Source organism: Aeromonas sp. QDB56, assembly GCF_027705505.1.
GTDB lineage: Bacteria > Pseudomonadota > Gammaproteobacteria > Enterobacterales > Aeromonadaceae > Aeromonas > Aeromonas caviae.
Genome location: NZ_JAPDBZ010000026.1, coordinates 1 through 26,412 on the forward strand (window position 1 = coordinate 1; position 26,412 = coordinate 26,412).

Annotated in this window: 24 protein-coding genes, 2 pseudogenes and 1 riboswitch; of the genes and pseudogenes, 11 read left to right on the forward strand and 15 right to left on the reverse strand. The window is 64.6% G+C overall.

Annotated features, from left to right (window positions below; translation table 11 throughout):
* Positions 1-104: 104 nt before the first annotated feature.
* Positions 105-470 (forward strand): annotated as a pseudogene (locus OKB81_RS06345) (PepSY-associated TM helix domain-containing protein); the annotation flags it as partial.
* Between the two features lie 176 nt (positions 471-646).
* Positions 647-1,684, forward strand: coding sequence for an acyltransferase (locus OKB81_RS06350; RefSeq protein ID WP_103244140.1), 1,038 nt, complete (start codon positions 647-649; stop codon positions 1,682-1,684).
* On the opposite strand, the gene OKB81_RS06355 is transcribed toward OKB81_RS06350, so the two are convergent.
* Positions 1,656-2,012: a winged helix-turn-helix transcriptional regulator gene (locus OKB81_RS06355; RefSeq protein ID WP_042015355.1), complete on the reverse strand. Its 357-nt coding sequence runs from the start codon at positions 2,010-2,012 to the stop codon at positions 1,656-1,658. The two genes, OKB81_RS06350 and OKB81_RS06355, sit on opposite strands and share 29 nt — an antisense overlap.
* Before the next feature lie 121 nt (positions 2,013-2,133).
* On the opposite strand from OKB81_RS06355, the gene OKB81_RS06360 reads away from it, so the two are divergent.
* Entirely contained in the window at positions 2,134-2,439 is a 306-nt protein-coding gene (locus tag OKB81_RS06360; protein ID WP_160838152.1) for a monooxygenase, read from the forward strand.
* 12 nt (positions 2,440-2,451) lie between these two features.
* Here the strand turns inward: OKB81_RS06360 and OKB81_RS06365 are convergent, their stop codons facing one another.
* Entirely contained in the window at positions 2,452-3,066 is a 615-nt protein-coding gene (locus OKB81_RS06365; RefSeq protein ID WP_042864545.1) for an outer membrane beta-barrel protein, read from the reverse strand.
* Positions 3,067-3,267: 201 nt separating this feature from the next.
* Between OKB81_RS06365 and OKB81_RS06370 the strand changes: the two genes are divergently transcribed.
* Entirely contained in the window at positions 3,268-3,906 is a 639-nt protein-coding gene (locus OKB81_RS06370; RefSeq protein WP_160838150.1) for an exopolysaccharide biosynthesis protein, read from the forward strand.
* A gap of 63 nt (positions 3,907-3,969) precedes the next feature.
* Here OKB81_RS06370 and OKB81_RS06375 read toward each other — a convergent pair whose 3' ends face one another.
* Both OKB81_RS06375 and OKB81_RS06380 read right to left on the reverse strand, forming a co-directional pair.
* Positions 3,970-4,860, reverse strand: a complete 891-nt coding sequence (locus OKB81_RS06375) for a sensor domain-containing diguanylate cyclase (RefSeq protein ID WP_048208927.1) — start codon at positions 4,858-4,860, stop codon at positions 3,970-3,972.
* Positions 4,861-5,266: 406 nt separating this feature from the next.
* Entirely contained in the window at positions 5,267-5,851 is a 585-nt protein-coding gene (locus OKB81_RS06380) for a hypothetical protein (RefSeq protein WP_010672673.1), read from the reverse strand.
* Between the two features lie 223 nt (positions 5,852-6,074).
* On the opposite strand from OKB81_RS06380, the gene OKB81_RS06385 reads away from it, so the two are divergent.
* From OKB81_RS06385 to OKB81_RS06400, 4 genes and pseudogenes are all read left to right on the forward strand, one after another.
* Entirely contained in the window at positions 6,075-6,566 is a 492-nt protein-coding gene (locus tag OKB81_RS06385) for a CatB-related O-acetyltransferase (RefSeq protein ID WP_270665166.1), read from the forward strand.
* A gap of 28 nt (positions 6,567-6,594) precedes the next feature.
* Positions 6,595-7,011, forward strand: a complete 417-nt coding sequence (locus OKB81_RS06390) for a GNAT family N-acetyltransferase (RefSeq protein WP_160838146.1) — start codon at positions 6,595-6,597, stop codon at positions 7,009-7,011.
* The gene (locus tag OKB81_RS06395) at positions 7,011-7,556 is read left to right on the forward strand and encodes a GNAT family N-acetyltransferase (protein WP_270665167.1); all 546 of its coding nucleotides are present in this window, start codon (positions 7,011-7,013) and stop codon (positions 7,554-7,556) included. The genes OKB81_RS06390 and OKB81_RS06395 overlap by 1 nt, the downstream gene beginning before the upstream one ends.
* Positions 7,557-7,612: 56 nt before the next feature.
* Positions 7,613-7,741, forward strand: a pseudogene (locus tag OKB81_RS06400) (IS1595 family transposase); the annotation flags it as partial.
* Positions 7,742-8,700: 959 nt separating this feature from the next.
* On the opposite strand, the gene thiH reads toward OKB81_RS06400, so the two are convergent.
* The 8 genes from thiH to OKB81_RS06440 all read right to left on the reverse strand — a co-directional run bounded on the left by thiH (position 8,701) and on the right by OKB81_RS06440 (position 16,824).
* Positions 8,701-9,972, reverse strand: a complete 1,272-nt coding sequence (thiH, locus tag OKB81_RS06405) for a 2-iminoacetate synthase ThiH (protein ID WP_201922227.1) — start codon at positions 9,970-9,972, stop codon at positions 8,701-8,703.
* Positions 9,969-10,736, reverse strand: a complete 768-nt coding sequence (locus tag OKB81_RS06410; RefSeq protein WP_052815867.1) for a thiazole synthase — start codon at positions 10,734-10,736, stop codon at positions 9,969-9,971. Before OKB81_RS06410 ends, thiH begins: the two co-directional genes overlap by 4 nt.
* An 85-nt stretch (positions 10,737-10,821) precedes the next feature.
* The gene (gene thiS / locus OKB81_RS06415) at positions 10,822-11,022 is read right to left on the reverse strand and encodes a sulfur carrier protein ThiS (RefSeq protein ID WP_039040452.1); all 201 of its coding nucleotides are present in this window, start codon (positions 11,020-11,022) and stop codon (positions 10,822-10,824) included.
* Between the two features lie 2 nt (positions 11,023-11,024).
* A complete protein-coding gene (locus OKB81_RS06420; RefSeq protein ID WP_160838142.1) occupies positions 11,025-11,804 on the reverse strand; it encodes a HesA/MoeB/ThiF family protein in 780 nt (259 codons plus the stop codon).
* Positions 11,794-13,401, reverse strand: a complete 1,608-nt coding sequence (gene thiE / locus OKB81_RS06425) for a thiamine phosphate synthase (protein ID WP_160838140.1) — start codon at positions 13,399-13,401, stop codon at positions 11,794-11,796. Before thiE ends, OKB81_RS06420 begins: the two co-directional genes overlap by 11 nt.
* Positions 13,398-15,389 (reverse strand): phosphomethylpyrimidine synthase ThiC, encoded by a 1,992-nt coding sequence (thiC, locus tag OKB81_RS06430; protein ID WP_160838138.1) that lies wholly within the window; start codon positions 15,387-15,389, stop codon positions 13,398-13,400. The genes thiE and thiC overlap by 4 nt, the downstream gene beginning before the upstream one ends.
* A 263-nt stretch (positions 15,390-15,652) precedes the next feature.
* Positions 15,653-15,766: riboswitch (TPP riboswitch) on the reverse strand.
* A gap of 62 nt (positions 15,767-15,828) precedes the next feature.
* Positions 15,829-16,317, reverse strand: a complete 489-nt coding sequence (locus OKB81_RS06435; RefSeq protein WP_103244130.1) for a hypothetical protein — start codon at positions 16,315-16,317, stop codon at positions 15,829-15,831.
* A gap of 78 nt (positions 16,318-16,395) precedes the next feature.
* Positions 16,396-16,824 (reverse strand): hypothetical protein, encoded by a 429-nt coding sequence (locus OKB81_RS06440; RefSeq protein WP_029313554.1) that lies wholly within the window; start codon positions 16,822-16,824, stop codon positions 16,396-16,398.
* 90 nt (positions 16,825-16,914) lie between these two features.
* Between OKB81_RS06440 and OKB81_RS06445 the strand changes: the two genes are divergently transcribed.
* A complete protein-coding gene (locus OKB81_RS06445; RefSeq protein ID WP_160838136.1) occupies positions 16,915-17,583 on the forward strand; it encodes a response regulator transcription factor in 669 nt (222 codons plus the stop codon).
* Positions 17,580-18,836: a sensor histidine kinase gene (locus OKB81_RS06450; protein WP_160838134.1), complete on the forward strand. Its 1,257-nt coding sequence runs from the start codon at positions 17,580-17,582 to the stop codon at positions 18,834-18,836. Before OKB81_RS06445 ends, OKB81_RS06450 begins: the two co-directional genes overlap by 4 nt.
* A gap of 154 nt (positions 18,837-18,990) precedes the next feature.
* On the opposite strand, the gene rimK is transcribed toward OKB81_RS06450, so the two are convergent.
* The 3 genes from rimK to metH form a co-directional block, all read right to left on the reverse strand.
* Positions 18,991-19,887 (reverse strand): 30S ribosomal protein S6--L-glutamate ligase, encoded by an 897-nt coding sequence (rimK, locus tag OKB81_RS06455; protein WP_010672657.1) that lies wholly within the window; start codon positions 19,885-19,887, stop codon positions 18,991-18,993.
* Between the two features lie 191 nt (positions 19,888-20,078).
* Complete coding sequence (locus tag OKB81_RS06460) at positions 20,079-21,146, reverse strand: Gfo/Idh/MocA family oxidoreductase (RefSeq protein ID WP_160839224.1); 1,068 nt, start codon at positions 21,144-21,146, stop codon at positions 20,079-20,081.
* Between the two features lie 67 nt (positions 21,147-21,213).
* Complete coding sequence (gene metH, locus OKB81_RS06465) at positions 21,214-24,909, reverse strand: methionine synthase (RefSeq protein ID WP_160839222.1); 3,696 nt, start codon at positions 24,907-24,909, stop codon at positions 21,214-21,216.
* A 204-nt stretch (positions 24,910-25,113) separates the two neighbouring features.
* Between metH and OKB81_RS06470 the strand changes: the two genes are divergently transcribed.
* Positions 25,114-26,391 carry a cation:proton antiporter gene (locus tag OKB81_RS06470; protein ID WP_041214319.1) on the forward strand — a complete coding sequence of 426 codons (1,278 nt, stop codon included), beginning with the start codon at positions 25,114-25,116 and terminating at the stop codon, positions 26,389-26,391.
* Positions 26,392-26,412: the final 21 nt, after the last annotated feature.

Here is a 26,412-nt window from a genome sequence, read left to right on the forward strand (position 1 = left end):
TCGTGGTTAAACATGGCGATTATCTGTCGGGTATTAGCTGGTCAAGGATGGCGATCATACCTCAGAAGCCGCGCCACACCTCGCTCATACGAGGGGATGGTTAAGGGAGACCCCAGATCACCCCGCCCCAGACCCTGCTCACACCATCCGGCGCCCTCACCCTGCCGGCCCGCTGGGAGCTGCGCGGTGTCACCCTCAGCCAGAGCGTGGCCGCCAGCTATGTGGAAGGCACTCTGCTGGTGCGCACCGAGCTGCAGCAGGCCAACTTCGCTGCCAGCCTCAACCGGCTGCACCGTGGCATGGGCACCGGCCTGCCCTGGCAACTGGTGGGCGATCTGGCGGCCCTGGCCATGCTGCTGCTGGCCCTCACCAGCCTGCTGATGTGGAACAAGCTGCACGGCCCCGCCGGTCGCGGCATCACCCTGCTGCTGCTGGGCGCCCTGGTCACTGTGCTGGTGGCCCTGCTCTAGCCCTTTTACCGACACCAAAACGGGATCCCGCTCCCGGCGGCGGTAACCTTGCCCGCACCTCGGGTAACAAAGGGTAACCGGCCGCCGATGGGGGTCACAGTTGGCGACCAGGCGGCTGGATAGGGAGCACCTGCGGCTGATAGGGTGCGCCCAGCTCCCGAACGCCACGAGGAATCATGCGCATCTCCAGCATCGAATGCGGGCGAGTGGTGGCCATCCTGGCCGTGATGACCATCCATCTATCCCCTTTCAGCAACCCCTTCGACCCCGCCCTGTGGGACGGCACGCCCTACCCTCTGGTCGGGGCCGTCATCAACCAGCTCTGCCGCTTCGCGGTGCCGCTGTTCTTCCTGTGCGCCGGTTACTTCTTGCAGCCCGCCCTCGCCGCAGGCCACCCGCTGACGGTCGCACTGCGCTACTGCCGACCCCTGCTGGGGCTCTGGCTGGCGTGGAGCCTGCTCTACGTGCTGATACCCTTCAACCCGCTCGCGGCGGTGAGCGAGGGCTACCTGCCCGCCATGGCAGGCCAGTGGCAGATGCAGCTCGGGGATCCGCTCAACGTCTGGTGGGTGGGCGGCATGATCCACCTCTGGTTCCTGCCCGCCCTGATGGTGGCGGTGCTGATCCTGGGGCTCTGCCAGCAGGTCCGCCTGCCGAGGCTGGCCCTGCTGCTGGGGGCCCTGCTCTACAGCCTGGCCCTGATCGGTGGCTCCTATGGCCCGCTGCTGCCGGGGGGCGAGTGGGCCCTGCTGACCCGCAACGGCCCCTTCTTCTCCTTGCTGTTCGTGGCGCTTGGCGCCGAGCTGCGCCTGCGTGCCTGGCAGCCGGACGCCAGGCGCTGCGCCCTGATGATGATGGCGGGGATGGGGCTCTACGCCCTGGAGGCCGCAGGTCTGCTGCGCGTTGCCGCCGTCCCCCTCGCTCGTCATGATTTCCTGCTGGGTTCGCTCCCCTGGGCGCTGGGGCTGTTCGGCCTGCTGCTGGCCAACCCCGCATGGGGCAAAGGCAGCTGGCTGGAGCGCCAGGCCCCCAAGGTGCTCGGCCTCTACTGTCTGCACATGATGCTGGTGGTGTGGCTGATGATCTTCGGCCCCCAGGGCAAACAGGTGTGGTGGGAACTCCTCAAGGTACCCGCGCTGCTGGCGCTCACTCTGCTCGGCTACCGACTGCTGGCGGCCACCGCCCTCAGCCGCTGGTTGCTGCGGGCTCGCTAGAAACAGGACCCTGACCAGCCAGCAGATCAACGTGGTTCAGCGCAAAATCGTGCATCTGCTGAAGCAGGGGGATCAGGGCGACGCCAAGGGGGCTCAGGCTGTACTCCACCCTGGGCGGTACGTCGGGGTAGAGGGTGCGGATGATGACACCGTCGCTCTCCAGCTCCTTGAGCTGGGCGGTGAGCACCTTCTGGCTCACCTCGGGCAGGCAGCGGCGCAGGTCGCCAAAGCGCAGGGTCTGTTCGCGCAGATGAAACAGAATGGCCGGCTTCCATTTGCCGGTCAGCAGGCGCAATACCTGATAGGCGGGACAGGGCAGTGAGGGCACGGTATGGCTCGCGAGTGGTTACTTTGCGGTAACTATGCCACGAAAATGTGCCTTCTTGCAGCCAAAATGCTGGCTTCCTATGATGCGGATTCCGTCAATCAACGCCCACGAGAGGTTTATCATGCCCAGCCTGCTGCAGATCCATTTCAACTTCCCCGCCGAGATGATGGGACCGGCCCTCACTGCTGCGGCCATGCCGTTGGCCGACTCCATCACCCAGGAGCCGGGCTTCATCTCCAAGATCTGGACCGAGAACCCGCGCACCGGCGAGGCGGGCGGCATCTATCTGTTCGAGGATGAGGGGAGCGCCCTCGCCTACGCCACCATGCACGAGCAGCGGGTGCTCGCCATGGGCGCCAGCGCGGTGCAGTACAAGGTGTTCGACGTCAACGAGCCCCTGAGTCGCCTCACCAAGGGCATCGCCTAGTCCGAGCGGGGCTCAGAACCTCAGGGTCAAGCCGATATTGGCCTGCCACTGGGTGATCAGCTCCCCTCGCACCCGAAAGGCGCAGATCTCGGGGTTGCAGAGAAACTGGCTGTCGTCGTTGACCAGGGCACCATAACCGCGCACCTCGGCCCGCACAGCCAGATGTTCGGTCAGGCGCGGCTGCACCCCGAGGGCCAGGGACATGGAAGGGGCCGTCTCGCTGTCGTAGGCATCGAAGCGGGTGACCCCGATCCCGGCGCCGATATAGGGGGCCATCAGGTTGTCCGAGAGAGTCAGGGCCCCGGCAAACTGCAGGGTGTCCACCGTCAGCCTGTCGGGCAGTTCGGGGGATACCCGGGTCGACTGGTGGCTGTAGAGCAGCTCCACCATGCCGGGGTCATCTACCTCCCTGCTGATGAAGAGCCCCCAGCTGCCGGAGCGCTCCCCTTGCAGGGTGTCGATGTCGCTCCCGTGCGGCGTGGGGGCCGGCTCGTCCATGGCCCGAAAGTCGATGGCCGAGCTGTATCCCGCAAAGGGAGTCAGCTGCCAGCCCGTCGCCGGGGGCTCGGCTGCCCAGCCCGCCAGGGGCAGCAGCAACCCCGGCACCATCCCCATCGCTCCTCTCATGTGCTCATCCTTTGGTGAAAAGACCTGCGCAAAGCATATCAGGGCGCCCGTCTCCCACACTGGACGGGGGCTGTACCAGCCTCATTGCCCCGCTCCCGATGGAAATATCTGTGCTCCCCGGGGTTATTCATCCGGGATTAACCTCGCCCCCGTAAGCTGACGGCGCCACAGCGGTGGCATCAACAGACGAGGATCTCAGGAATGGTTGCCGCGCAACTCAACGACCCCAAAAGCACGCTCTCCGATACCCTGAGGGCCACCGCCCACGCCATCGAGGAGAGCCACATCAGCTTGCGCCAGATGCTGGCCCTGGTGGGCGAGCAGGGCATGCTGCTGTTTTGCGTGCTGCTCACGGTTCCCTTCCTGCTGCCGGTCTCCATTCCCGGCGTCAGCACCCCCTTTGGCCTGCTGATCCTCTTCATCGGCATCGGCATCACCCTCAACCGGGTGCCCTGGCTGCCCGCCTTCCTGATGGAGCGCCGCTTCGCCGCCGAGCACCTCAAGCCGACCCTGCACAAGGGGGCGGATCTGCTGGCCCGCATCGACCGCTTCATCCGCCCGCGCCTGCTCATCCTGACCGGCAGCGTGACCATCAACCGCTGCAACGGTCTGCTCATCATGCTGGCCGCCCTGCTGCTGATGCTGCCGCTCGGCGCCATTCCCTTCACCAACGCCATGCCCGCCTGGGCCATCCTGCTGCTGGCCATCGGCATGTTGCAGCGGGACGGTCTCTTCGTCGCCCTCGGCTATACCCTGGTCGCCGCCACCCTGGTCTGGTTCAGCGCCCTGGCCATCGGCCTGCTGATGGCGGGGCAGAATATCTCGACCCTGTTCGGCTGATCTGGCCCGGCCAAATGAAAGAGGGCGACCCCGGGTCGCCCTCTTTCCTGTTCACTGCGCCCCTCAGGGCGCCCCATCGTGGGCCACCCGGTTGCGCCCGCCCCGCTTGGCCCGATAGAGCCACTCGTCCGCCCGGGCCAGCACGGTGCCAAGATCCTCTCCCGGCCGGATCAGGGTGGTGCCCAGACTCACGGTCACCGGGGCGGGATCCGGCGCCATGGCCGCCACTGCGGCGCGGATCCGCTCCGCCACCTTCAGCAATATTCCCTCGTCTATCTGCGGCAGCAGGATCAGAAACTCCTCGCCACCGCTGCGCACGAAGAGATCCTCCCCCCGCAACTGGGCGGAGACGCACTCGCAGACCCGGCACAAGACCTTGTCACCGGTCTGGTGGCCGAAGCGATCGTTGATCTGCTTGAAGTGATCGAGATCCAGCATGATGAGACCGGTGAGATGCTGCCCCTGCACCCTGTGGTGATACTGGTCGAAGAAGAAGTGGCGGTTGTAGAGGCCGGTGAGCTGATCCGTCTCCCCGAGCCGCTTGAGCCGCTGTTGCAGCTCGTGCTGGCGAGTGATGCTGCGGGTCATCCAGGCCACCGCCCGCTTCCCCTCATATAAAGAGGGCAAGGGCGCTATCTTGCCCTCGAAACGCTGCATTCCCTGGGGCCCGGCGTCGGCGTCGATGCCATCCACCTCGGCGGGGGAGAGGTCGTACTCCACCACCTGCACCTGGCCGCTGACGAGGGCCTGAGCCACCTGCGCCATCACCCACTGCGCCTTGTCCTCGGGCAGCACGTCCAGCAGTTGTCTGCCGATCAGCGGGTTGCCGTTCTGGTAGGACTGCTGCTCCATCCCGCCGATGTACTCGATGTAGTAGCCATCTTCGCTGAGGATGAAAACGGGATCCGGCAACTGGGCCATCACTTCGTAGAGTTGTGCCACTGAGAGCGCCATCCGAGCTCCTTGCTATCCGTGGGAGTGGGTCCCTGTACTCCTGTTATACAAGACTCATGGAGTATCGCACAGGGGCAGAAAGCTGCCTGCCGGGCGGGAAGGATGCGATCGGTGACGTGTTCACCGGACAAGCCTCCGGCAAAGTGAATGGTAGCAATCGGGGATGCTGTCAGAACCAGAGTTGTCAGACAGTCAGGAAGGTGTTTTTGCCTTCAGGCAGTGCGACATACCAACGCATGTGACGCCAGGGGAACCACAAGGGTATTCCCGCCCCCGGACAAGGGGGGCAGGGCCGGATCCCGGTCAAGTGGGATCCGGCGAGCCGGCATCAACAGGCAGCGGATCGACTGGCATTCCAGAGCAGTTCGCCGCTCTTGAGATCCATCAGGCTCATGGCGAGCCGGCATCAGCGGGCCGCGGATCGACTGGCGTTCCAGAGCAGTTCGCCGCTCTTGAGATCCATCAGGCTCATGGCGAGCCGGTAGCGGCCCCCTTCAGAGAGGAGATCCCCGTAGAGCATGTAACCCGCCCCGGTCTGACGACCCAGGCGCACCAGGGAGGCGGGGTTCATGCCCCCCTGCTGGTATTCGAGCTGACCCGTGATGGCCGCCACCTGACCCGGGTCTGCGAAACGAAAGCCGCTATTGGCCTGAATGCGCTGGATCATGGCCACCGCCAGGGGCTGGGTGCTGAAGGGCTCACCTGTACCGTTCTGGGGCGCCATCAGCAGCAGTACCGGGCTGCTGCCCGCCAGCGCCTGCACATCGGCGGCCTTCAGGAAGTCATCGGCCAGGGCGACCGCCAGCCCCGTCGGTGCCACGGGTTTGGGAGCAGGCACCGGCTCGGCCTTGTCAGGCTCGGCCACGGGTTTCTCTGGTTTGGTCACCGGCTTGTCCGGCTCGCCGACCGGCGCAGGCGTCCCCCCATAGGGATTGACCGCACATCCGCCCAGCAGCAGGGCACCCACCATCAACAAGGAACGCAGCTTCATCTTTTCTCTCCGCCAGAAGTGTGCAAGGCGCACTTCGTCCATCATCCATTTTGACGGAGCCAGACTCCGCCGCCCCTCCATGCTAGAGACAAACCCGCCCCGGGTCGATGCGCACATGGGCAGGGGGCGACAGAGACTGGCGAAGCGGAGGGCACAAAAGGGTGGCAAGGCTCCACCCGATTCCGTTAGGGTAGCCTGAGCCCAGATCCCAGAGGAGTCCCCCATGCACGGACCCGATCCCGCCAACCCCCACCCCATGAACGGCTTCCCCCAGGTGTGCTTTATCAAGAACACCATCAAGGGGCCCAATATCGAGGTGGGTGATTACACCTATTACGACGATCCGGAGGATGCGGCGGGCTTCGAGCGCAACGTCCTCTACCACTTCCCCTTCATCGGCGACAAGCTCATCATCGGCAAGTTCTGCGCCATCGCCCGCGGGGTGAAGTTCATCATGAACGGCGCCAACCACCAGACCTCCGGCTTCTCCACCTACCCCTTCTTTATCTTCGGCAACGGCTGGGAGAGCGCCGTTCCCGCCTATGCCGTGGTCGGCGGCAACCCGGCCAAGGTGATCCGCTACCGCTTCGACGACGACACCATCGCCCGTCTCAACGCCATCGCCTGGTGGGACTGGCCGGTAGAGCAGATCAGCCGCAACCTGCCGCTTATCAGCGGCGGCGAGATAGCCGCGCTGGAAGCGGCAACCCGTTAGAGACAACCACCATCAAGCAGGAAGCACTATGCAACTCACCCCACCCCAACCGCCTCAGGACGATGAGATCGAAGCGCTGCGCATTGGTCTCTCGGGCTACAACAAGGATCACGCCGGCACCCATCTGCGCGAGCGGATCGCCAGCTTTATCAAGGATGAAGAGGGCAAGGTTCACGGCGGCATCATCGCCGACATCAAGTGGGGCTGGCTGCACGTCGACTGGCTCTGGATCGACGAACGCATCCGCCGCGATGGCTGGGGCGGCCGCCTGCTCGGCGCCATGGAGCAGTACGCCCAAAGCAAGGGCATCACCAACTACCATCTGGAAACCACCAGTTTTCAGGCCCTCCCCTTCTACCAGAAGCAGGGTTACGAGGTCTTTGGCCAGTTGCCCGATATGCCGCCGGGGCATGTGAGTTATTTCTTGAAGAAGCAGGATAAGTGATGCCATTCCAGCGTCTTGCCAATGCCAACGCCAAACTCATGATCCGTCCATTCGAAGCGGGCGATGCCGACGAGTTTGTCCGCGCGACCCACGAATCCATCGAGACGGTCGGCAAATGGATGAGCTGGTGCACTCCCTCGTTCAACCGGGAGCAGGCGATGGGATGGTTTGCGACCTGCGATCAGGATCGCGCGGCGGGACGCGCCTTTGACATGGGCATCTTCTGCGCCACCACCGGCCAACTGCTGGGTGGCGCAGGTATCAACCAGCTGTCGCCCCATCATCGCTACGGCAATATCGGCTATTGGGTGAGGCAATCTCGCCAAGGCTGCGGCATCGCCCGTCAGGCGGTCGCCCTGCTCCGTGACTTTGGCTTTCAGCAGTTGGGCCTATTTCGGCTGGAGATCGTGATGGGAATTGGCAACAGCGCCAGCGAAGACGTCGCCATCGCTGCCGGGGCCGCCTTTGAGTGTCGGGCAAGGAACCGTATATTCCTCCATGGCCAGCCTATTGATGCAAATGTCTACCTGATTACCCATGATTAGCAGTCAGTTACCACGAACTATACTGATCTTACGTACAGTTATCGAGGTGCGAGATCATGGCCAAAAGCAAAATCCAATTCCAGAAAGGCTACAGCCTGTTTGAGTTTCTCAAGGACTATGGCACTGAGGCTCAGTGCGAAAACGCGCTGTTCACTTGGCGTTTTCCTAAGGAAAGTGCGAACAAGTATCCCACGAACAAAAAATGAAAATTTTAGTCATTTAATATCAATGGGTTACCAGTAAATGCTCTTGTGCCATATGACTTATTCGCACCTTCCCTAGCAGGCTGAGTTTGCGACGTGCTACTTTCTCGTTGGTGGTCATACGGTGACTCCGGATAACACGGTAGGGGTACCGTTTTGTTATCCGGTTTGAAGCCGTATGACCACTCCCTTTTGTGGGCAACTGTCAGGTGAATACCATCTCCATACATTAAAATGAAGCATCGTTCGTGATTGGGGCACCCACTATTTTGAGCACCACATGACTGAGGCGTGGTGTACCCTCGACATGGAAAGGTCTCATTGGTACGACCTTGGTTTCCCCCCCCCCCCTTTTATTCGCTGAGGCTAGCCCGCTTGTCCAGGCCGCGAGACAGGATGTCGAGCGAGCGGCGCCAGACCATGGGCCAAATCGGGCAAGGGCGAGCGCCGCTCGACCCGATTTGGCGCGAGAACAGGGATGTTCGAAGCGGGCTTTGGCCGAAGCCATGGATGGTGAAAGCCAAAGGCCCGTCGGCGCGTGCCGTCGGACAAGCGGGTGAGCCGAAGGAACCCGACGTAAGTCGGGCAAATAAGCGGGGGTGGCCGCTCGATTGGTGACTTTGCTTTGGCCACGCAAAGAAAAGTTACTCGCCCAAGCCCGAAGGGCGGGCGAAAACCCTTCGAGGCCAGCGGCCTCGCGTCCTGCACGGCAAAGCCGTGCCACCACACAACGGCTCCTTCCGCCAACACCATGCCTTGGAACGGACGATTACGCCTGACGGCTCATCGACCCTACGATGGCAATGAAATATCGCATCAAGACCCCTCCCCAGCCCTCCCCTTTGCAGGGGAGGGAGCCAAAGCGTCCCACCAGCAAGGTGTGTGGCCAAACACCGCCCAACCATGCCGGATGCCACCGGCAAAGGGGGGCGTGGCCGCCCCTATCGGCCCAGGAAGGGTTCCCAGTCCTTGAACACCGGCTGCAACCCCGCCTGCCGCACGGCGGCGGCCACTTCCCCCACCGGGCGATCGTCGTGGATGGCGAACTGCTCCAGCTCCTCTTTATCCCCCTCGGCATAGCCCCCCGGTTGGGTGCGCGACTCGGCGGACATCTGGGTGATGCCAAGACGCACCGCGCCGTTGCGAAAGGTGGCGGACTCGCGGGTGGAGAGGGACAAATCCAGCGCGGGCGAGAAGAGACGCCATGCGCAGATAAGCTGGGCCAGTTGGCGATCCGACATGACCACGGCAGGCTCCAGCCCGCCGGTGCAGGGGCGCAGGCGCGGGAAGGAGAGCGAGTAGCGGCTCTGCCAGTGGTGGCGCTCAAGCCAGGCGAGGTGCTCGGCGACAAAGTAGCTGTCAGCGCGCCAGTCCGAGGAGAGACCGATGAGCGCCCCCAGCCCGATCTTGTCGATACCGGCACGGCCGAGCCGATCCGGCGTGGCGAGGCGCCATGCGATGTCCCGCTTGTTGCCGCGCAGGTGATGGCGGGCGTAGGTGGGGGCGTGGTAGGTCTCCTGATAGACCATGACCGAATCGAGGCCGAGGGTTTTCAGCTCGGCGTACTCGGCTTGCGAGAGGGGCTGCACCTCCATCCCCACCGTGCTGAAGTGACGGCGGATGATGGGCAACACCTGCCGAAAATAGGCGAGCCCCACCTTGTGCTCGTGCTCGCCGGTCACCAGCAGCACGCTGTCAAAACCGCGCGCCTTGATGGCCAGACACTCGCGCTCTATCTCCTCGCTATTCAAGGTCTTGCGCTTCAAGCGGTTGCTCATGGAGAAGCCGCAGTAGGTGCAGTCGTTGGCGCACAGGTTCGACAGATAGAGGGGCACATAGAAGCCGATGGTGTTGCCAAAGCGCTGGCGGGTCAGGCGCTCGGCCTCCGCTGCCATCTGCGGCAAATACGCCTCGGCGGCCGGGGAGATCAGCGCCATAAAGTCGGCCAGGGTGCGGCGGGAGGTAGTCAGCGCCCGCTCTACATCGGCGGCGGTCTTGGCGCGGATCTGCATGCCGATATCGTCCCACTCCAGCTCCTGCCATCTATCGAGAAAACTCTCCGACTTTCTCTCAACCCCCTCCCGGCCTCCCCCTTCACAAGGGGGAGGTGTTAATCCGCCCCCCCGATCTCCTACTTCACAAGAGGGCGAAGTCGACACTCCCTCCCCTGGCAAGGGGAGGGTCGGGGTGGGGTCATTGGCATGCTGACTCATAACGCCCCCAGAAAATCGGTAAGCGGGCTGGAGGCTTGCGCCTGCAGGGCGCGGGCGCCGAGACCGGCTTCATAGGCACTGCGCCCGGCGGTGCAGGCCAGCGCAAAGGCGCGGCCCATGGCGATCGGGTCGCCGCTCACCGCGATGGCGGTGTTGACCAGCACGGCATCGGCGCCCAGCTCAAAGGCGGCCGCCGCATGGCTCGGTGCACCGATCCCCGCATCCACCACCACGGGCACATTGGCCTGCTCGACGATGATGGAGAGAAACTCCCGGGTCACCAGCCCCTGATTGGAGCCGATGGGGGCGCCCAGCGGCATCACGGCGGCGCAACCCACCTCTTCGAGCCGTTTGCACAGCACGGGGTCGGCACCGCAGTAGGGCAGCACCACAAAGCCCTCTTTCACCAGCTGTTCGGCGGCTTTCAGCGTCTCGATGGGATCGGGCAAGAGGTAGCGCGGATCGGGGTGGATCTCGAGCTTGAGCCAGTTCGTCCCCAGCGCCTCGCGGGCCAGGTGGGCGGCAAATACCGCCTCGGCGGCGGTCTTGGCCCCCGAGGTGTTGGGCAACAACTTGACCCCGAGTTGCCGAAGGGGCGTGAGGATATCGTCGTGGGCCTTGCCCGGTTCGAGCCGCTTGATGGCCATGGTGACCAGTTGGGAGCCACTTGCCTCGATGGCGGCGGCCATCAGTTCCGGGCGGGCAAACTTGCCGGTGCCGGTAAAGAGGCGCGATGAGAAGGTGTGATCGGCAATCTTGAGCATGTCAGCCTCCGGCCACTGCGATAAGAAGAGATGAAGTGCCGCCGCAAGGCAGAACACGCGAAGATGGGACTGCGAGCATCATGGGTCAGCCTCCGGCAATGGCGGTGAAGAGGTGGAGTTCGTCCCCGTCATTGAGACGGGTCTCGGCCCAGCGGCCACGGGGCAGCACGGCGCCGTTGAGGGCCACCGCTACCCCCTGAGGGGGAATCTCCTGCACCGCCAGCAGCTCAGTCAGGCGCTGGCCGGTGGGCAGCGTCAGCTCGATATCGTTCAATCGGATCTTCATGGTTAATTCTCCTGAGCCGGGTGGGTGCTGCCGCAAACCGGGCAATCGGGGTCGGGAGCCAGCGTGAGGGTCTGCCACTGATGGGTCAACGCATCGAAGCGGCGCAATGTGCCCGCCACCGGGCTCGGCATCCCGAGCAGCAGTTTCAGTGCCTCCAGCGCCTGCAAAGAGCCCATCACCCCCACCAGCGGGCCGGTGACACCGCTGGTCTCGCAGCTCTGACTCACCTTGGTATCCAGCGGATAAAGGCAGGCGTAGCAGGCGTGATCGCTGCTGGTGCGCACCATCAGCTGCCCCTGCCAGCCCACTGCGGCGGCACAGACCCAGGGCTTGCCCTGGGCCACGCAGGCGGCGTTGATGGCCTGGCGGGTGGCGAGGTTGTCGCAGCAGTCGATCACCAGATCCACCTCGGTCACAAACTCCGGCAGGCTGGCGGCATCGAGTCGCTGATTGATGGCAATCAGCTCCACCAGCGGGTTGTGGGCGGCCAAGCGCTCGCGGGCCAGCTCCGCCTTGGAGTGGTTGACCGCCTCGCTATCGAACAGGATCTGGCGCGGCAGGTTGCTGGAGTCCACCGTATCGCCATCGGCCAGCCACAAGGTGCCCACCCCGGCCCCGGCCAGATAGAGGGCGAGCGGCGAGCCAAGCCCGCCCAAGCCCACGATCAGCACGGATTTATCCTTGAGCCGTGCCTGACCGGCTTCCCCAATTTCCGCCAGCATCAGCTGGCGGCCGTATCTCAGATACTCTTTGTCACTAAGAGAAGCGGCATCAGAGCGCATGTTCTGCCTCCCGTATCACGCAGGCCGAGCGCGGTTCATCCCCCGCCCCCACGGCAGCGAGCAGCCGCTCGGTCGCGCCCTGCCAGTCATCGCTCGCCGTGATGGCCGAGACCAGCGCAATGCTGCCGACCCCGCTTACCTTGACCGCCGCCACCCGCTCCTCGCTGATGCCACCGATGGCCACCGTCGGCCACTCCGCCATCAGGGCGCGGTAGTGGTGCAGCCGCGCCAGCCCCTGGGGGCGCGAAGGCATCGCCTTGGTGTTGGTCGGGAAGATATGGCCCAGTGCGATATAGGAGGGGGCAAGCTCGCGGGCCCGCATCAGCTCGAAGTAGCCGTGGGTGGAGATGCCAAGGCGCAGCCCCGCCGCCTGAATGGCGGCGAGATCGGCGGTCTCCATATCCTCCTGCCCCAGATGCACGCCCCAGGCCCCCGCCTCGATGGCTTGCTGCCAGTAGTCGTTGATAAAGAGCCGCGCTCCATGGCGGCGACCGAGCGCGACCGCATCACGAATGGCCGGCGCCACCTCTGTGGCGGGCAGATTCTTGATCCGCAGCTGGATCGTCTTGACCCCGGCCCCCAGCAGGCGTTTGAGCCACTTGACCGAGTCCACCACCGGATAGAGGCCGAGGTTGTGTTCGGTCGGCGCAAAGGGGCCCTGCGGCAGACGGGCGCTGCTTGTTTCATACAATCCGAAGCGGCGATCGAGCGGTGATCCCGCCAGCACGGCACGGGGGAAGTGGGCAAGATCGGCAGGCCAGCCGAGATGGGCGATGGGGCCCGGGCCTGCGCCCACCCCCTGCGCCGCCGCCAAGCCCTGTTGCAGGTAGGCCCGCGCCAGGGTGATGGCGTCCTCCACCGGATAGTCCTGCGCCACCACGGCGGCGATGGCGCTGGCGTAAGCGCAACCGGTGCCGTGACCGTGGCGGGTATCGAGGCGCGGCGCGGCGAGCCAGAATTCGCGGGTCTCATCCTGGTAGTAGTCGAGGCAGAGATCCCCGCCCCATTCAAGGTGGCCCCCCTTGACCAGCACGGCGCGAGCGCCGAGTTCGCGCAGCCGCCGGGCGGCGAGGCGCACCAGCTCGGGACTGGTGGCAGGCAGGCCGGTCAGGGCTTCCAGCTCGGGACCATTGGGGGTGATCAAGGAGAGGCGCGGCAGCAGGTGCTCGCGCACCGCCACCAGCATGCCGGGCTCCGCCATGGGGGTGCCGGTGCTGGCGATGGCCACCGGGTCGTAGACCACGAAGGGAGCCTCAACGGTCGACAACCTGCGTGCCAGCACCTCCACATGCAGCCGGGTCGGCAGCAGGCCTATCTTGATGGCGGCGGGTGGCAGATCCAGCCCCAGGGCATCGATCTGGGCGGCGAAGGTCTGCATCAGCACGGGGTCGACCATCTTCACCGCCACCGAGTTCTGGGCCGTGATGGCGGAGATGACGGAGCAGCCGTGCACGCCGAGGTCATGCATCGTGTGCAAGTCGGCCTGAATGCCGGCCCCGCCGCCGGAGTCGGACCCGGCGATGGTCCAGACCACGGGGCGGGCCTGCGTCACAGGCGACAGGTCGGCGGGGCTGACAGCCCCGCGCTCGCTGCTCACGCCTCCTCCCCTGCGGCCTGCTTCAGGGTCGCCGCCTGATGGTAGATCTCGCCGCCGGTCTCCTTGAAGGTTTCAGCCATGCGGGCCATGCCGCTCTCCACCTGAGCCACTACCTGCTCCTGCTGGCCATCCATGCCGACCAGCTTGATCTCAACGGCCTCCAGCTTTGCTGCGTAGTCACGCACGTCCTGGGTGATCTTCATGGAGCAGAACTTGGGCCCGCACATGGAGCAGAAGTGGGCCACTTTGCCGGACTCCTGAGGCAGGGTCTCGTCGTGGTAGGCGCGGGCGGTGTCGGGATCCAGGGCCAGGTTGAATTGATCCTCCCAGCGGAACTCGAAGCGCGCCTTGGACATGGCGTTGTCGCGGATCTGGGCGCCCGGGTGGCCTTTGGCAAGGTCAGCGGCGTGGGCGGCGATCTTGTAGGTAATCAGCCCCTGCTTCACATCCTCCTTGTTGGGCAGGCCCAGATGCTCCTTGGGGGTCACGTAGCAGAGCATGGCGCAGCCGTACCAGCCGATGAGCGCGGCGCCGATGCCGGAGGTGAAGTGATCGTACCCCGGGGCAATGTCGGTGGTGAGCGGGCCTAGGGTATAGAACGGCGCCTCGTGGCAGTGCTCGAGCTGCTCGGTCATATTGCGCTCGATCATGTGCATGGGTACGTGGCCGGGGCCCTCGATCATCACCTGCACGTCGTACTCCCAGGCAATCTTGGTGAGCTCGCCCAGGGTGCGCAGCTCGGCGAACTGGGCCTCGTCGTTGGCGTCGTAGACGGAGCCCGGACGCAGACCGTCACCCAGCGACAAGCTCACGTCGTAGGCGGCGCAGATCTCGCAGATTTCGCGGAAGTGCTCGTAGAGGAAGTTCTCCTTGTGGTGCGACAGGCACCACTTGGCCATGATGCTGCCACCGCGCGAAACGATGCCGGTGAGGCGCTTGGCGGTCATCGGCACGAAGCGCAGCAAGACGCCTGCGTGGATGGTGAAGTAGTCCACCCCCTGCTCGGCCTGCTCCAGCAGGGTGTCGCGGAACAGCTCCCAGGTGAGATCCTCGGCGATGCCGTTGGTCTTCTCCAGCGCCTGATAGATGGGCACGGTACCGATGGGCACCGGGCTGTTGCGCAGGATCCACTCGCGGGTCTCGTGGATGTAGCGGCCGGTGGAGAGATCCATCACGGTGTCGGCGCCCCAGCGGGTGGACCAGACCAGCTTCTCCACTTCCTCTTCGATGCTGGAAGTGACCGCCGAGTTGCCGATGTTGGCGTTGATCTTCACCAGGAAGTTGCGGCCGATGATCATGGGCTCCGCTTCCGGGTGGTTGATGTTGCTGGGGATGATGGCGCGACCGGCGGCCACCTCATCGCGCACGAACTCGGGGGTGATGTTCTGGGGCAGTCTGGCGCCAAAGCCCTGACCCGGGTGCTGGGTGCGCAAGAGTTCTGAGCGCACCCGCTCGCGGCCCATGTTCTCGCGCAGGGCGATAAATTCCATCTCGGGGGTGACGATGCCTTGGCGGGCATAGTGCAGCTGGGTGACCCGGCGGCCCGGCTTGGCACGGCGGGCGCTCGGCAAATGTTCGAAACGCAGGTGATCCAGCCCCTCGTCCGCCAGCCGCTCCTGAGTGAAGGTGGAGCTCAGCCCGTCCAGCGCGTCGGTGTCAGCACGCTCCAGCACCCAATTCTCCCGCAGGCGCGGCAGACCGCGGCGCACGTCGATGGGGGCGGCCTCTTCCCCATAGGGGCCCGAGGTATCGTAAACCGGCACCGGCTCGTTGGGCTCGAACTGGGGAGCCTCCTTGGTGCCGCCGACGAAGGTGTCGGCCAGCTGGATTTCCCGCAAAGGCACCCGGATGTCAGGGCGAGAACCCTGGATAAAGATGCGGCGGGAGTTGGGGTGAGCCATCCCCTTGAGGTTGTCGATAAAGGTCTGGGCGCTGGAGCGCTGCTCGCGGCGGCTGGATTTGGTGGTATCAGAAACATTGGTAGACATAGCAAAACTCACATTAACTGGTTGAAGTTATGGGTGTTTGCTTGTCTGGAGTTCGAGGAGAAGATGAACTTGCGGCGGGGTGTGCTCGGGGGAGTGAGCCGGGCATGGATCTTCCCTGCTCTGCCGTCCCGGTGTTTCCCTAGTCTGGAAACCCGGCGCCCTAAGGACAACCGGACGGGACAACCTCCCCCTGTGCGCCTGTGCCAGCCAGAGGCGGTCTGCCTCCAGCTGGCGGGAAGGTGTGCCTTCCCCGGCGCGGTAACCCGCAAGTTACCCTTGTTTCCCTTCGCAGGTCTTAACCTGATCAGGTTCCACGGATCCCGAATTAACGGTCTCAGCTTAGCGTCGTTCGACGGTCAGCACTCCGACAAGATGTGCGCCAGTATAAGTGGGGAAATTTAAAGTACAAGCCATTAACAAGGGGAAAGGGAGAGAGGTCTCACTCTTCGGCGTCGAGGGGATCCTCGGGGTCGGGAATGAGGATATCGGTGAGGCGGCCCTCTTCATCCCGGCTCAGCACCAGGCGGCGACCCGGTTGCAGATCGGCGGCGCTGCCGTTGATCCAGCGAGTGTCAGCATCAAACACCAGCACGCCGAGTTCCTGTAGCAGCAATGCCTGCTGATTGTGGGTGAGCAGTCGATCCTCCGCCCGCCGCCAGCTGGCCCCGAGCGCCGGATCCGGCGCCCCGTCGAGCACCCGGATCGTCTCGGCGACGCCGTAGCGGCTCTGGATCGCGAGGTGCATGCCGGGCACGAGTCCGTCCGGCTGCGCCACGCCGTGCAGTTCGGCACTGCCGAGTTCCAGCTCAGCCCCCTGGAATTGCAGGCGCACCCCGTCGTTGTGCTCCAGCTCCACCAGCCAGAGCTCGGCGTCGTCGGCAAAGGTGCAGAAGGGCAACAGCAGCAGGCAGAGTGCGGTTCGGGTCATGGCAGGCGGTCCGGGGTCACGGGGTGAGGTTTAACTATGGCCCCGGACGGGCAATTTTTCCCGGTCCGCCCTGACCGGTCAGTCATCCTCCCGGCACTGGCTCAGGCGCATGCCGTCAAACTTGCACTCCAGCTCCAGCCAGCGTCCCTCGAACGGGGAGAGGCTCCCATCCGAGGTGACATAACCCCAGATCCGTCCCCCTTCCACCGGCCCTTCCAGTTCCATCTCGTCCTCCTCTTCCAGCGCCTCCACCTCGCGAACGAGCCGCCGCGCCCCTGCCGCCGTCTCCTGCACGACCCCTTCCAGATCGACCCAGGTCCCGCCGAGATCGTCCTCATCCAGGCCATCCTTGAAGCGGGTGCGCTCATCGATCACGAAGGGAATGCCGTTGACCATCAACTGGCCAAGCTGCCAGGTGGTGCGGCCCGTGAGCTTGAACTCGGCCGCCTGCACCAGACCAAAAGGCAATAGAATCAATAACCAGAAGGCGCAGAGAGACTTCTTCATCGTGGATCCTCGGGGTTACACTGGCACACAGGATGACCCATCCGGTGTGAAATGGCCGTGAAATAGCGGCACAGACCAGGAGATCAGAGCATGAAAATACTGGTGGTGGAAGATAGTCCCCAGGTGGCGGAGACCATCATGGACTATCTGGCGCTGGCCGGGCACAGGGTGGATTGCGCCTATCATGGCCAGGCCGCCCTGCAACTGCTGGCCCAGGAGCGCTTCGACGTCATCATCATGGACGTCATGATGCCGCGCCTCGACGGCCTGCGTACCGTGGAGCGGCTGCGTGCGGACGGCATCGCGACCCCGGTGCTCTTTCTCACCGCCCGTGACAGCCTGGAGGACAAGCTGGCAGGCTTTCGGGCGGGGGGCGACGACTATCTGGTCAAGCCGTTCGCCATGGAGGAGCTGGAGGTGCGCCTGGAGGCCCTCAGCCTGCGTGGCCCCAGAGGGGACATGGGCGTCCTCGGCTTTGGCGATCTGACGGTGGATCCCGCCAGCGGCCGCGCCACCCGCGCCGGGGTCGAGCTCAAGCTCGGCAAGATCCCGTTCCAGATCCTCACCCTGCTGGTGAAGCGCGCGCCCCAGCTGGTGACGCGCCAGGAGGTGCTCGACACCGTCTGGGGCGACGAGGAGCCCGACTCAGACGCCCTGCGCAGCCACATCTATGCCCTGCGCAGCGCCCTCGACAAGCCCTTCCCCACCCCCATGCTGGAGACCATGCACGGCCAGGGCTACCGGCTGGTGACCCCATGACGAACCCGACGCCGCCCCTTGCCTCCGGTCTGCCGAGCCTGCGCCGGCGCCTGGTGCTGGCGCTGGGAGGGGCCGGTCTGCTGCTGCTGGTGATCCTGAGCCTGCTGATGGTGGTGGCCGAGAACAAGATGGAGGAGCTGAGCCTGCGCCACTGGCTGGAGGCGGAGGCAACCCGCTATGACGACGACTGGTTGCGCCTCGGCATGGCGGCCCCCGCCCCCAGCCCGCGCCAGTTCTCCAGCTACTGGACAGAGGCGGGCCGCCTGCCCGCCTGGCTCAAGGCCTACCAGAGCCCCGGCTTCTTCGAGCATCAGCTGGGCCGGGAGGACAAGCACTTCCTGGTACGCGCCCACCCCTCGGGTCAGGGGCTGCTCTATCTGGTGTTCAACGACGATGCGGACGACTACCTCGACCCTTACGAAGCCAAGCTGCATCTGGTGACCCGCCTCATCGGCCTGGCCCTGCTGCTGGGGAGCCTCGCCTTCGGCATCTGGCTGGTGCGTCACATCACCAGGCCGCTGGAGCGGCTGCGCCAGCGGGTCGCCCACCTCACCCCGGATCAGGGGGACTTCGTGCCCGATGCTCCCTGGCAGGAGCTGCGAGAGATAGAGCAGGCGCTGCTGGCGGGCAAGCACGAGGTAGCCGCCGTGTTTGCCCGTGAACAGGAGTTCAGCCGCTTTGCCAGCCACGAGCTGCGCACCCCCAACATGGTGATCCAGGGATCCGCGGCCCTGCTCGGCAAGGTGAATGACCTGCCCGCCCCGGCAGCCCGCGCCGTCAGCCGCATCCGCGCCGCCGCCGACGAGATGGCCCTGCTCACCGAAACCTTCCTGCTGCTGGGACGCAAGGAGGCCGTGGAGCGCCCGCCCCAGCAGGTGGCGCCGCTCATTCGCCGGGAACTGACCCGCCTCGCCCCCCTGCTGCAACGGGAGACGCTGAACATTCGCCTGCAACTGGACGAGGAGAGCGAGGTGAAGGCCCCCCTCTCCCTGCTCGCCATCGCCCTCGGCAACCTCTTGAAAAACGCCCTGAGCTACGCCGAGGGGCACATCGAGATCACCCTGCATGAGCAGGTGCTCACCATCAGCAACCCCACCGCCGCCGCGCCGGATCAGATCCTCGGCTACGGCTGCGGTCTCACCATCATCCAGCGCATCTGCGAGAAGCTGGGCTGGCAGATTGAGACCCACCTGGTGGATGGGGTCTTCAGCGCCCGGCTGGTGATGATCCCCGGCGCCCCCGGGGCGGTATAACCCCCTCATCCCCGGCCCTTCTCTCCGGCTGTTCAACACAGTGGGAGAAGGGAGACACTTCCCGGCAAGCCCGCAGCCTTCCAGCCCCCCCTCCAGATAGCAACAAGGCGCCCGAGGGCGCCCTGTGCTTACCTGTCTGACACTCGTTTGGGGCTCATTCCGCCGGCTTGTGCTTGCGGCTCGCCTTGAGCTCGAGGAACTCGATGATCTTGCCCGCCACGTCCTTGCCGGAGGCGGCTTCCACCCCCTGCAGACCGGGGGAGGAGTTCACCTCCAGCACCAGCGGGCCGCGGGCGCTACGCAGAATATCCACCCCGGCCACGTCCAGCCCCATGATCTTGGCGGCCTGCACGGCGGTGGCACGCTCTTCCGGCGTGATCTTGATGGCTTCGGCGGTGCCGCCCCGGTGCAGGTTGGAGCGAAACTCCCCCGGCTGGGCCTGGCGGCGCATGGCGGCCACCACCTTGCCGTTGACCACCAGGCAGCGGATATCGGCGCCGTTGGCCTCGCGGATGTACTCCTGCACCAGGATATTGTTGTTGGTCTGGATAAAGGCCTCGATGACGCTCTCCGCGGCCTTCTGGGTCTCACACAGCACCACGCCAATCCCCTGTGTGCCCTCCAGCAGCTTCACCACCAGGGGGGCGCCCCCCACCATGGTGATGAGATCCGGTACGTCGTGGGTGCTGTGGGCATAGCCGGTCACCGGCAGGCCGATGCCGTGGCGGGAGAGCAACTGCATGGCGCGCAGCTTGTCCCGGGAGCGGGAGATGGCCACCGAGCTGTTGAGGGCCATGGTGCTCATCATCTCGAACTGGCGCAGCACGGCGGTGCCATAGAAGGTGATGCTGGCACCGATGCGCGGGATCACTGCGTCATAGCTCTCCAGCTCCCGTCCTTCGTAATGGATGGAGGGGCTGTGGGAGGCGATGTTCATGTAGCAGCGCAGGGTGTCGAGCACCTCGACCTGGTGCCCACGGGCCCGGGCCACCTCGACCAGACGGCGGGTGGAGTAGTTGTTGGGCTCACGGGATAAAATGGCAATATTCATGGAAATGGCAGACCTGATAATCGGACTGGAGAGTATAAGGTGCCATGAACGACTGGCAACGCCAATCCTTTCCCCTCACCATGCGCGGCTCTGCAAGAACAGGCAAAAACCGAGAGTGCTGCACTCAAGAACGGACCGTTCTGCAAGACGGCGCCAGCCACCAGCCCTCATGCCGGATGGCGCCAGCGACGTCAATGGGGGCCGCGCAGCCCTTGCTGCAACTCAAGCAGCAGGGCGACCTCCTGCAAACGGCGCGCCGTGGTGCCGGTCCAGCCTCCCAAAGGCACGGGGGCCAGCAGGGTCTGGGCGATACAGTGGCGATAGAGGGGCCCCTCATGTTGCCAGCCCCGCATCCCGTCGACATCGTGATGGTGCAACCACTCCAGGTTGCCGCAGCGAAGCAGCTCGATGCGCCGCCCATCCTTGAGGTGCAGGCAAAGCCCCTTCTTCTCCACCCCGGGACCGGCATACTTGTCGAGCCAGAGGGTCAGGGGCACCCCTGCCGCCTCGCCGCGCAGGCAGGCCCGCCCCTCGGCGGTCTCCAGATCCCCGCGCCGGATGGGCTGCCCCAGCCGGTCGCAGACGCCCTCCGCGATCAGGTGCAGGCGGTCGTCCCCACCCAGGGCCACCAGCAGTTCCCGGACCATCGCCAGCAGATGGGTGCCGATGTCGAGGATCACTCCGTCTGGATGGCGCAGGACCCGCCGATCCGGCTCCCCGGTGGCGAAGTTGAGGGCATAGGGATGCCCTGCCTCGTCCAGGCCGCAGGGTTCCAGCAAAAAGCCCTCCACCGCGCTGATATCGGCGAGGGTGGCCAGCCCGACACCGGCGCAGCCTGGTTCCCGAGGCTGCCAGCCTTCATCCAGTTTGCCGCTCAGCAGCAACTGCTGGACGGCATTGCGGGCCATCCAGTGATCCAGCGCCAGCACCCTGGCCGCGACCTCGGGGTCCGCCAGCAGGGCGCGCAGACGATCGTGCTGGGCCAGGGTGGCCACCACGGGTTTCTCCACCAGGATGAGGGGAATGGCGCTGGCCAGTGCCTGCTCCAGCACAGGCAGATGCAGCAGGGAAGGGGTGGCGATCACCAGCCGATCCAGGGGTTCGGCCAGCAGGGCTTCCAGGGTCGGCGCAGACATGACGCCGGGCAGGGTGATGGCGGGATCAAAACCCCATATCTTGGGATTTTCCGCCAGTGCGGCGAGTGTAGGCAGATAGGCTGTCTGCACCACGGCCCCCAGACCGACAAATCCAATCTTCATGGCAACCTCGATATGGCGTGCGTACCCGGCGTCTGCCCCGCACTTCGTGAGGCGGGGCAGACGGGGATCAATGCAGGTTGGGCCCCAGCCAGCGTTCGGCCTCTGCCAGGGTCATCCCCTTGCGCATGGCGTAGTCTTCCACCTGATCCTGCTGGATCTGGGCCACGGCGAAGTATTTGCTCTCGGGGTGGGAGAAGTACCAGCCGGATACCGCCGCCCCCGGCCACATGGCGTAGGACTCGGTGAGCTGCATACCGATGGCCTGCTCCACGTCCAGCAGCTCCCAGATGCTCCCCTTCTCGGTGTGCTCCGGGCAGGCCGGGTAGCCCGGCGCCGGACGTATCCCCTGATAATTTTCGCGGATAAGCTCTTCGTTGCTGAGCGCCTCGTCCGGGGCATAGCCCCAGTGCACTTTGCGCACCTGCTCGTGGAGGTATTCGGCAAAGGCCTCGGCGAGGCGATCGCACACCGCCTGGATGAGAATGGCGTTGTAGTCGTCGTGGTCCGCCTTGTAGGCCTTGGCGATGGCCTCCTCGCCGATGCCGCCGGTCACCGCGAAGGCGCCGATCCAGTCGGGCTTGCCGCTCTCTTTTGGCGCCACATAGTCCGCCAGACAGTAGTTGGGGAAGCCCTGCTTCTCGCTCTGCTGGCGCAGGTGGTGCAGCACTTTTTTCACTTCAGTGCGGGACTCGTCGGTGTAAACCTCGATGCTGTCCCCCACGGCGTTGGCGGGGAACAGGCCGACGATGCCGGCGCAGCGCACGCTCTGATCCTTCTCCAGCTGGTCCAGCATGGCGTTGGCGTCGGCGTAGAGGCGCGTCGCTTCCTCCCCCACGACGTCATCCTCCAGAATGCGGGGGAACTTGCCCGCCAGCTCCCAGCTCAGGAAAAACGGCGTCCAGTCGATGTAGGGGCGCAGCACAGAGATGGGCACGTTTTCGAAGGTCTGCACGCCGGGCTCCCGGGGCGCGGGGGGCTCATAACCGACCCAGTCCAGCTGATGGCGGTTGGCCCGGGCATGGGCCAGGGAAACCGGCTTGGAGCGCGGCTGCTTGCGGGCATGCTGCTCGCGGGCAATCTCGTACTCCTTGTCGATGCGGGCCACGAAGGCGGGCTTGAGCTCCGGGCTCAGCAGGCTCTGGGCCACCCCCACGGCGCGGGAGGCGTTGGAAACATAGACCACGGGCTCGGAGTAGTTCTGCTCTATCTTCACCGCGGTGTGGGCCTTGGAAGTGGTGGCACCGCCGATGAGCAGCGGCAGCTTGAACCCCTGACGCTCCATCTCCTTTGCTACGTGCACCATCTCGTCCAGGGACGGAGTGATGAGGCCCGACAGGCCGATGATGTCGGCGTTCACTTCCCGGGCCGTCTTGAGGATGGTCTCGCAGGAGACCATGACCCCGAGATCCACGATCTCGAAGTTGTTGCACTGGAGCACCACCCCGACGATGTTCTTGCCGATGTCGTGCACGTCGCCCTTGACGGTGGCCAGCACGATTTTGCCGTTGCTGGAGCCGCCGGACTTCTCCGCCTCGATGTAAGGCTGCAGGTAGGCCACCGCCCGCTTCATCACCCGGGCCGACTTCACCACCTGGGGCAGGAACATCTTGCCGGCGCCGAACAGATCGCCCACCACGTTCATGCCGTCCATCAGCGGCCCCTCGATGACGTGCAGCGGCTTCTCGGCCTGGGCGCGCGCCTCCTCGGTATCCTCCTCGATGAAATCAGTGATCCCCTTGACCAGGGCGTGTTCGAGCCGCTTGCCCACCGGCCAGCTGCGCCACTCCTGATCCCGCGGATCCTCCGCCTGGGCACCCGCGCCGCGATACTTCTCTGCGATGGCCAGCAGCGCCTCGGTGGCGTTGTCGTTGAGGTTCAGCACCACCGCCTCGACCTTCTCTTTGAGCTCGGCCGGGATGTCTTCGTAGATGGCAAGCTGGCCCGCGTTGACGATCCCCATGTCCATGCCGTTCCTGATGGCGTGGTAGAGGAAGACAGCGTGGATGGCTTCGCGCACCGGCTCGTTGCCACGGAAGGAGAAGGAGACGTTGGAGACGCCGCCGGAGATCATGGCGTGGGGCAGGTGCGTTTTGATGTCCTTCACCGCCTCGATGAAGTCCACCGCGTAGTTGTTGTGCTCGTCGATGCCGGTCGCCACCGCGAAGATGTTGGGGTCGAAGATGATGTCTTCCGGCGGGAAGCCGACGCGGTCCACCAGAATGCGGTAGGCGCGCTGGCAGATCTCGAACTTGCGGGCCCGGGTATCGGCCTGGCCCACCTCGTCGAACGCCATGACGATGACGGCGGCGCCGTAGCGGCGCAGCAGTTTCGCCTGCTCGATGAATTTGTCCTCCCCCTCCTTCATGGAGATGGAGTTGACCACCGGCTTGCCCTGCACGCACTTGAGGCCCGCCTCCAGCACCTCCCACTTGGAGGAGTCGATCATCACCGGCACCCGGGCGATGTCCGGTTCCCCGGCGATGAGGTTCAGGAAGCGCACCATGGCCGCCTCGGCGTCCAGCATCCCCTCATCCATGTTGATGTCGATGATCTGGGCGCCGTTTTCCACCTGCTGCTTGGCCACATCCAGGGCCTCGTCGTAGAGCCCTTCTTTTATCAAGCGCTTGAACTTGGCCGAGCCGGTGACGTTGGTCCGCTCACCCACGTTCACGAACATGGAGTCCGCCGTGATGATGAGAGGCTCCAGGCCCGACAACCGACAGGCCACCGGCAGATCCGGCAGGGCGCGGGGTGTGATGCCCGCCACGGCGTCCGCCATGGCACGGATGTGGGTCGGGGTGGTGCCGCAGCAGCCGCCCACCAGGTTGAGAAAGCCGCTCGAAGCCCACTCGCGGATATGCTCCGCCATCTCGACCGCGTCCAGATCGTACTCGCCAAACGCATTGGGCAGACCGGCGTTGGGGTGGGCGCTGACATGGGTCTCGCTGATGCGGGACAGCTCCTCCACGTATTGGCGCAGCTCGTCCGGCCCCAGCGCACAGTTGAGGCCGAAGGAGACCGGTTTGACGTGGCGAAGGGAGTGGTAGAAGGCCTCGGTGGTCTGGCCCGAGAGAGTACGACCGGAGGCGTCCGTGATGGTGCCGGAGATCATCACCGGCAGGCTGTAACCCAGCTCCTCGAACACCAGGTCCACCGCGAAGGCGGCCGCCTTGGCGTTGAGGGTGTCGAAGATGGTCTCGATCAGGATGATGTCGGCACCGCCCTCGATGAGGGCGTGGGTCGATTCGGTGTAGGCGGCCACCAGCTCGTCATAGGTGACGTTGCGCTTGCCCGGATCGTTCACGTCCGGCGAGATGGAGGCGGTACGGTTGGTGGGGCCCAGAACCCCTGCCACAAAGCGCGGTTTCGCCGGGTCCTTGGCGGTCCACTCGTCCGCCACGGCGCGGGCCAGGCGGGCCGCCTCCCGGTTTATCTCGGCCGAGAGCGCTTCCATCTCGTAGTCCGCCATGGCGATGCGGGTGGCGTTGAAGGTGTTGGTCTCGAGGATGTCGGCCCCGGCGGCACAATACTGGTCGTGGATCTCGCGAATGACGGCGGGACGGCTCAACACCAGCAGGTCGTTGTTGCCCTTGATGTCGGTATGCCAGTCGGCAAACCGCTCCCCCCGATAGTCCGCCTCACCGAGTTTGTAACCCTGGATCATGGTGCCCATGGCCCCGTCGATGATCAGGATCCGCTCCTTGAGACAGGCTTCCAGCCTGGTTGTGACATCTGCTTTCTTGTTCGACTCTCTGCTCGACACCGCTCGTACCCCTTACATCCATGCAACTGCGTGATGCCCATCCTAGCAGCAATCAAATCAAATGGAAATCTAGCCGTCTATCTGTCCGTGGTGACGATTAAATATAACCATAAATAGGTAATGAGCATGATCTAACCCGGGAGTACCCTATGCCCGTCCTCAAGAGGGATACGTGCTTGCTGTTTACCAAAGAGAAAAATAACTATGAGCGTCTACTACACACTCTGCTTCCTGGCAGCGTTGGCGATCTTCATCGCCTTTGCCAACCAGTATGTTGTGAAGATCCAGACCACCATCGCCATCACTGCGGGCTCCATGCTGATCTCCGCGCTGCTGGTGCTGTTTGGCAAACTGGGTTGGTTCAATCTGGAGCCTCTCGCCATCAAGACCATGGAGAGCATCGACTTCCAGAACTTCCTGTTGAAGGGGATCCTGGGCTTCCTGCTGTTCGCCGGCGGGCTTGGCATCAACCTCAAGGCGTTGCGTAGCCAGAAGTGGGAAATCACCATTCTGGCCATAGCCGCCACCCTGCTCTCCACCTTCCTCATCGGCTACGGCTTCTGGTTCATCGCCAAGCTGCTGGGCTGGGATGTGCCGCTGGTCTACTGCATGTTGTTCGGTGCCCTGATCTCCCCCACCGACCCCATCGCCGTACTGGCCATCGTCAAAAAGATGAAGGCGCCACCCCAGATCGCCATCCAGATCGAGGGGGAATCCCTGTTCAACGACGGTGTCGGTCTGGTCATCTTCGCCACCGTGTTTGCCGTGGCCTTTGGCGGCGTGGAGCCCACCTTCGGCAGCGTGGCCGGTCTGTTCCTGCATGAGGCTCTCGGCGGCATCCTGTTCGGTGCCGTGCTGGGTCTCATCGCCCACGTGATGATCAGCGCCACCGACGACGGCTCCCTGGAGCTGCTGCTGACCCTCTGCATCCCGACCGCGGGCTTCGCCTTCGCCAACATGATCGGCGTCTCCGGCGCCCTGGCCATGGTGGTGACCGGCATCATGATCGGCAACTGGACCCGTCATTCCGGCTTCTCCGAGCAGAGCCAGCACCACCTGGATCACTTCTGGGAGTTGATGGATCAGTTCCTCAACGCCCTGCTGTTCCTGCTGATCGGTCTGGCACTGGTGCTGCTGGACCTCGACTGGCGCGACTGGATCCTGCTGGTCATCGCGGTGCCGCTCTGCCTGGCTGCCCGCTTCATCAGCGTCTCCCTGCCCTATGTGACGTTCCGCAAGTTCCGCAGCTACAACACCTTCTCGGTGCGCATCCTCACCTGGGGCGGCCTGCGTGGCGGTCTGGCCATGGCCATGGCCCTGGCACTGCCATCCGGTGTCATGATGATCCCGGAGCACAACGTCGATCTGCGCCAGGTGATCCTGGTGATGACCTACTCGGTGGTGATGTTCTCCATCGTGGTACAGGGCATGACCATTACCCCCATGATCACCGCCGCCAAGAAGGCCTGCGGCGACGCCTGAGCCCGTCCCTGACCGGCAATG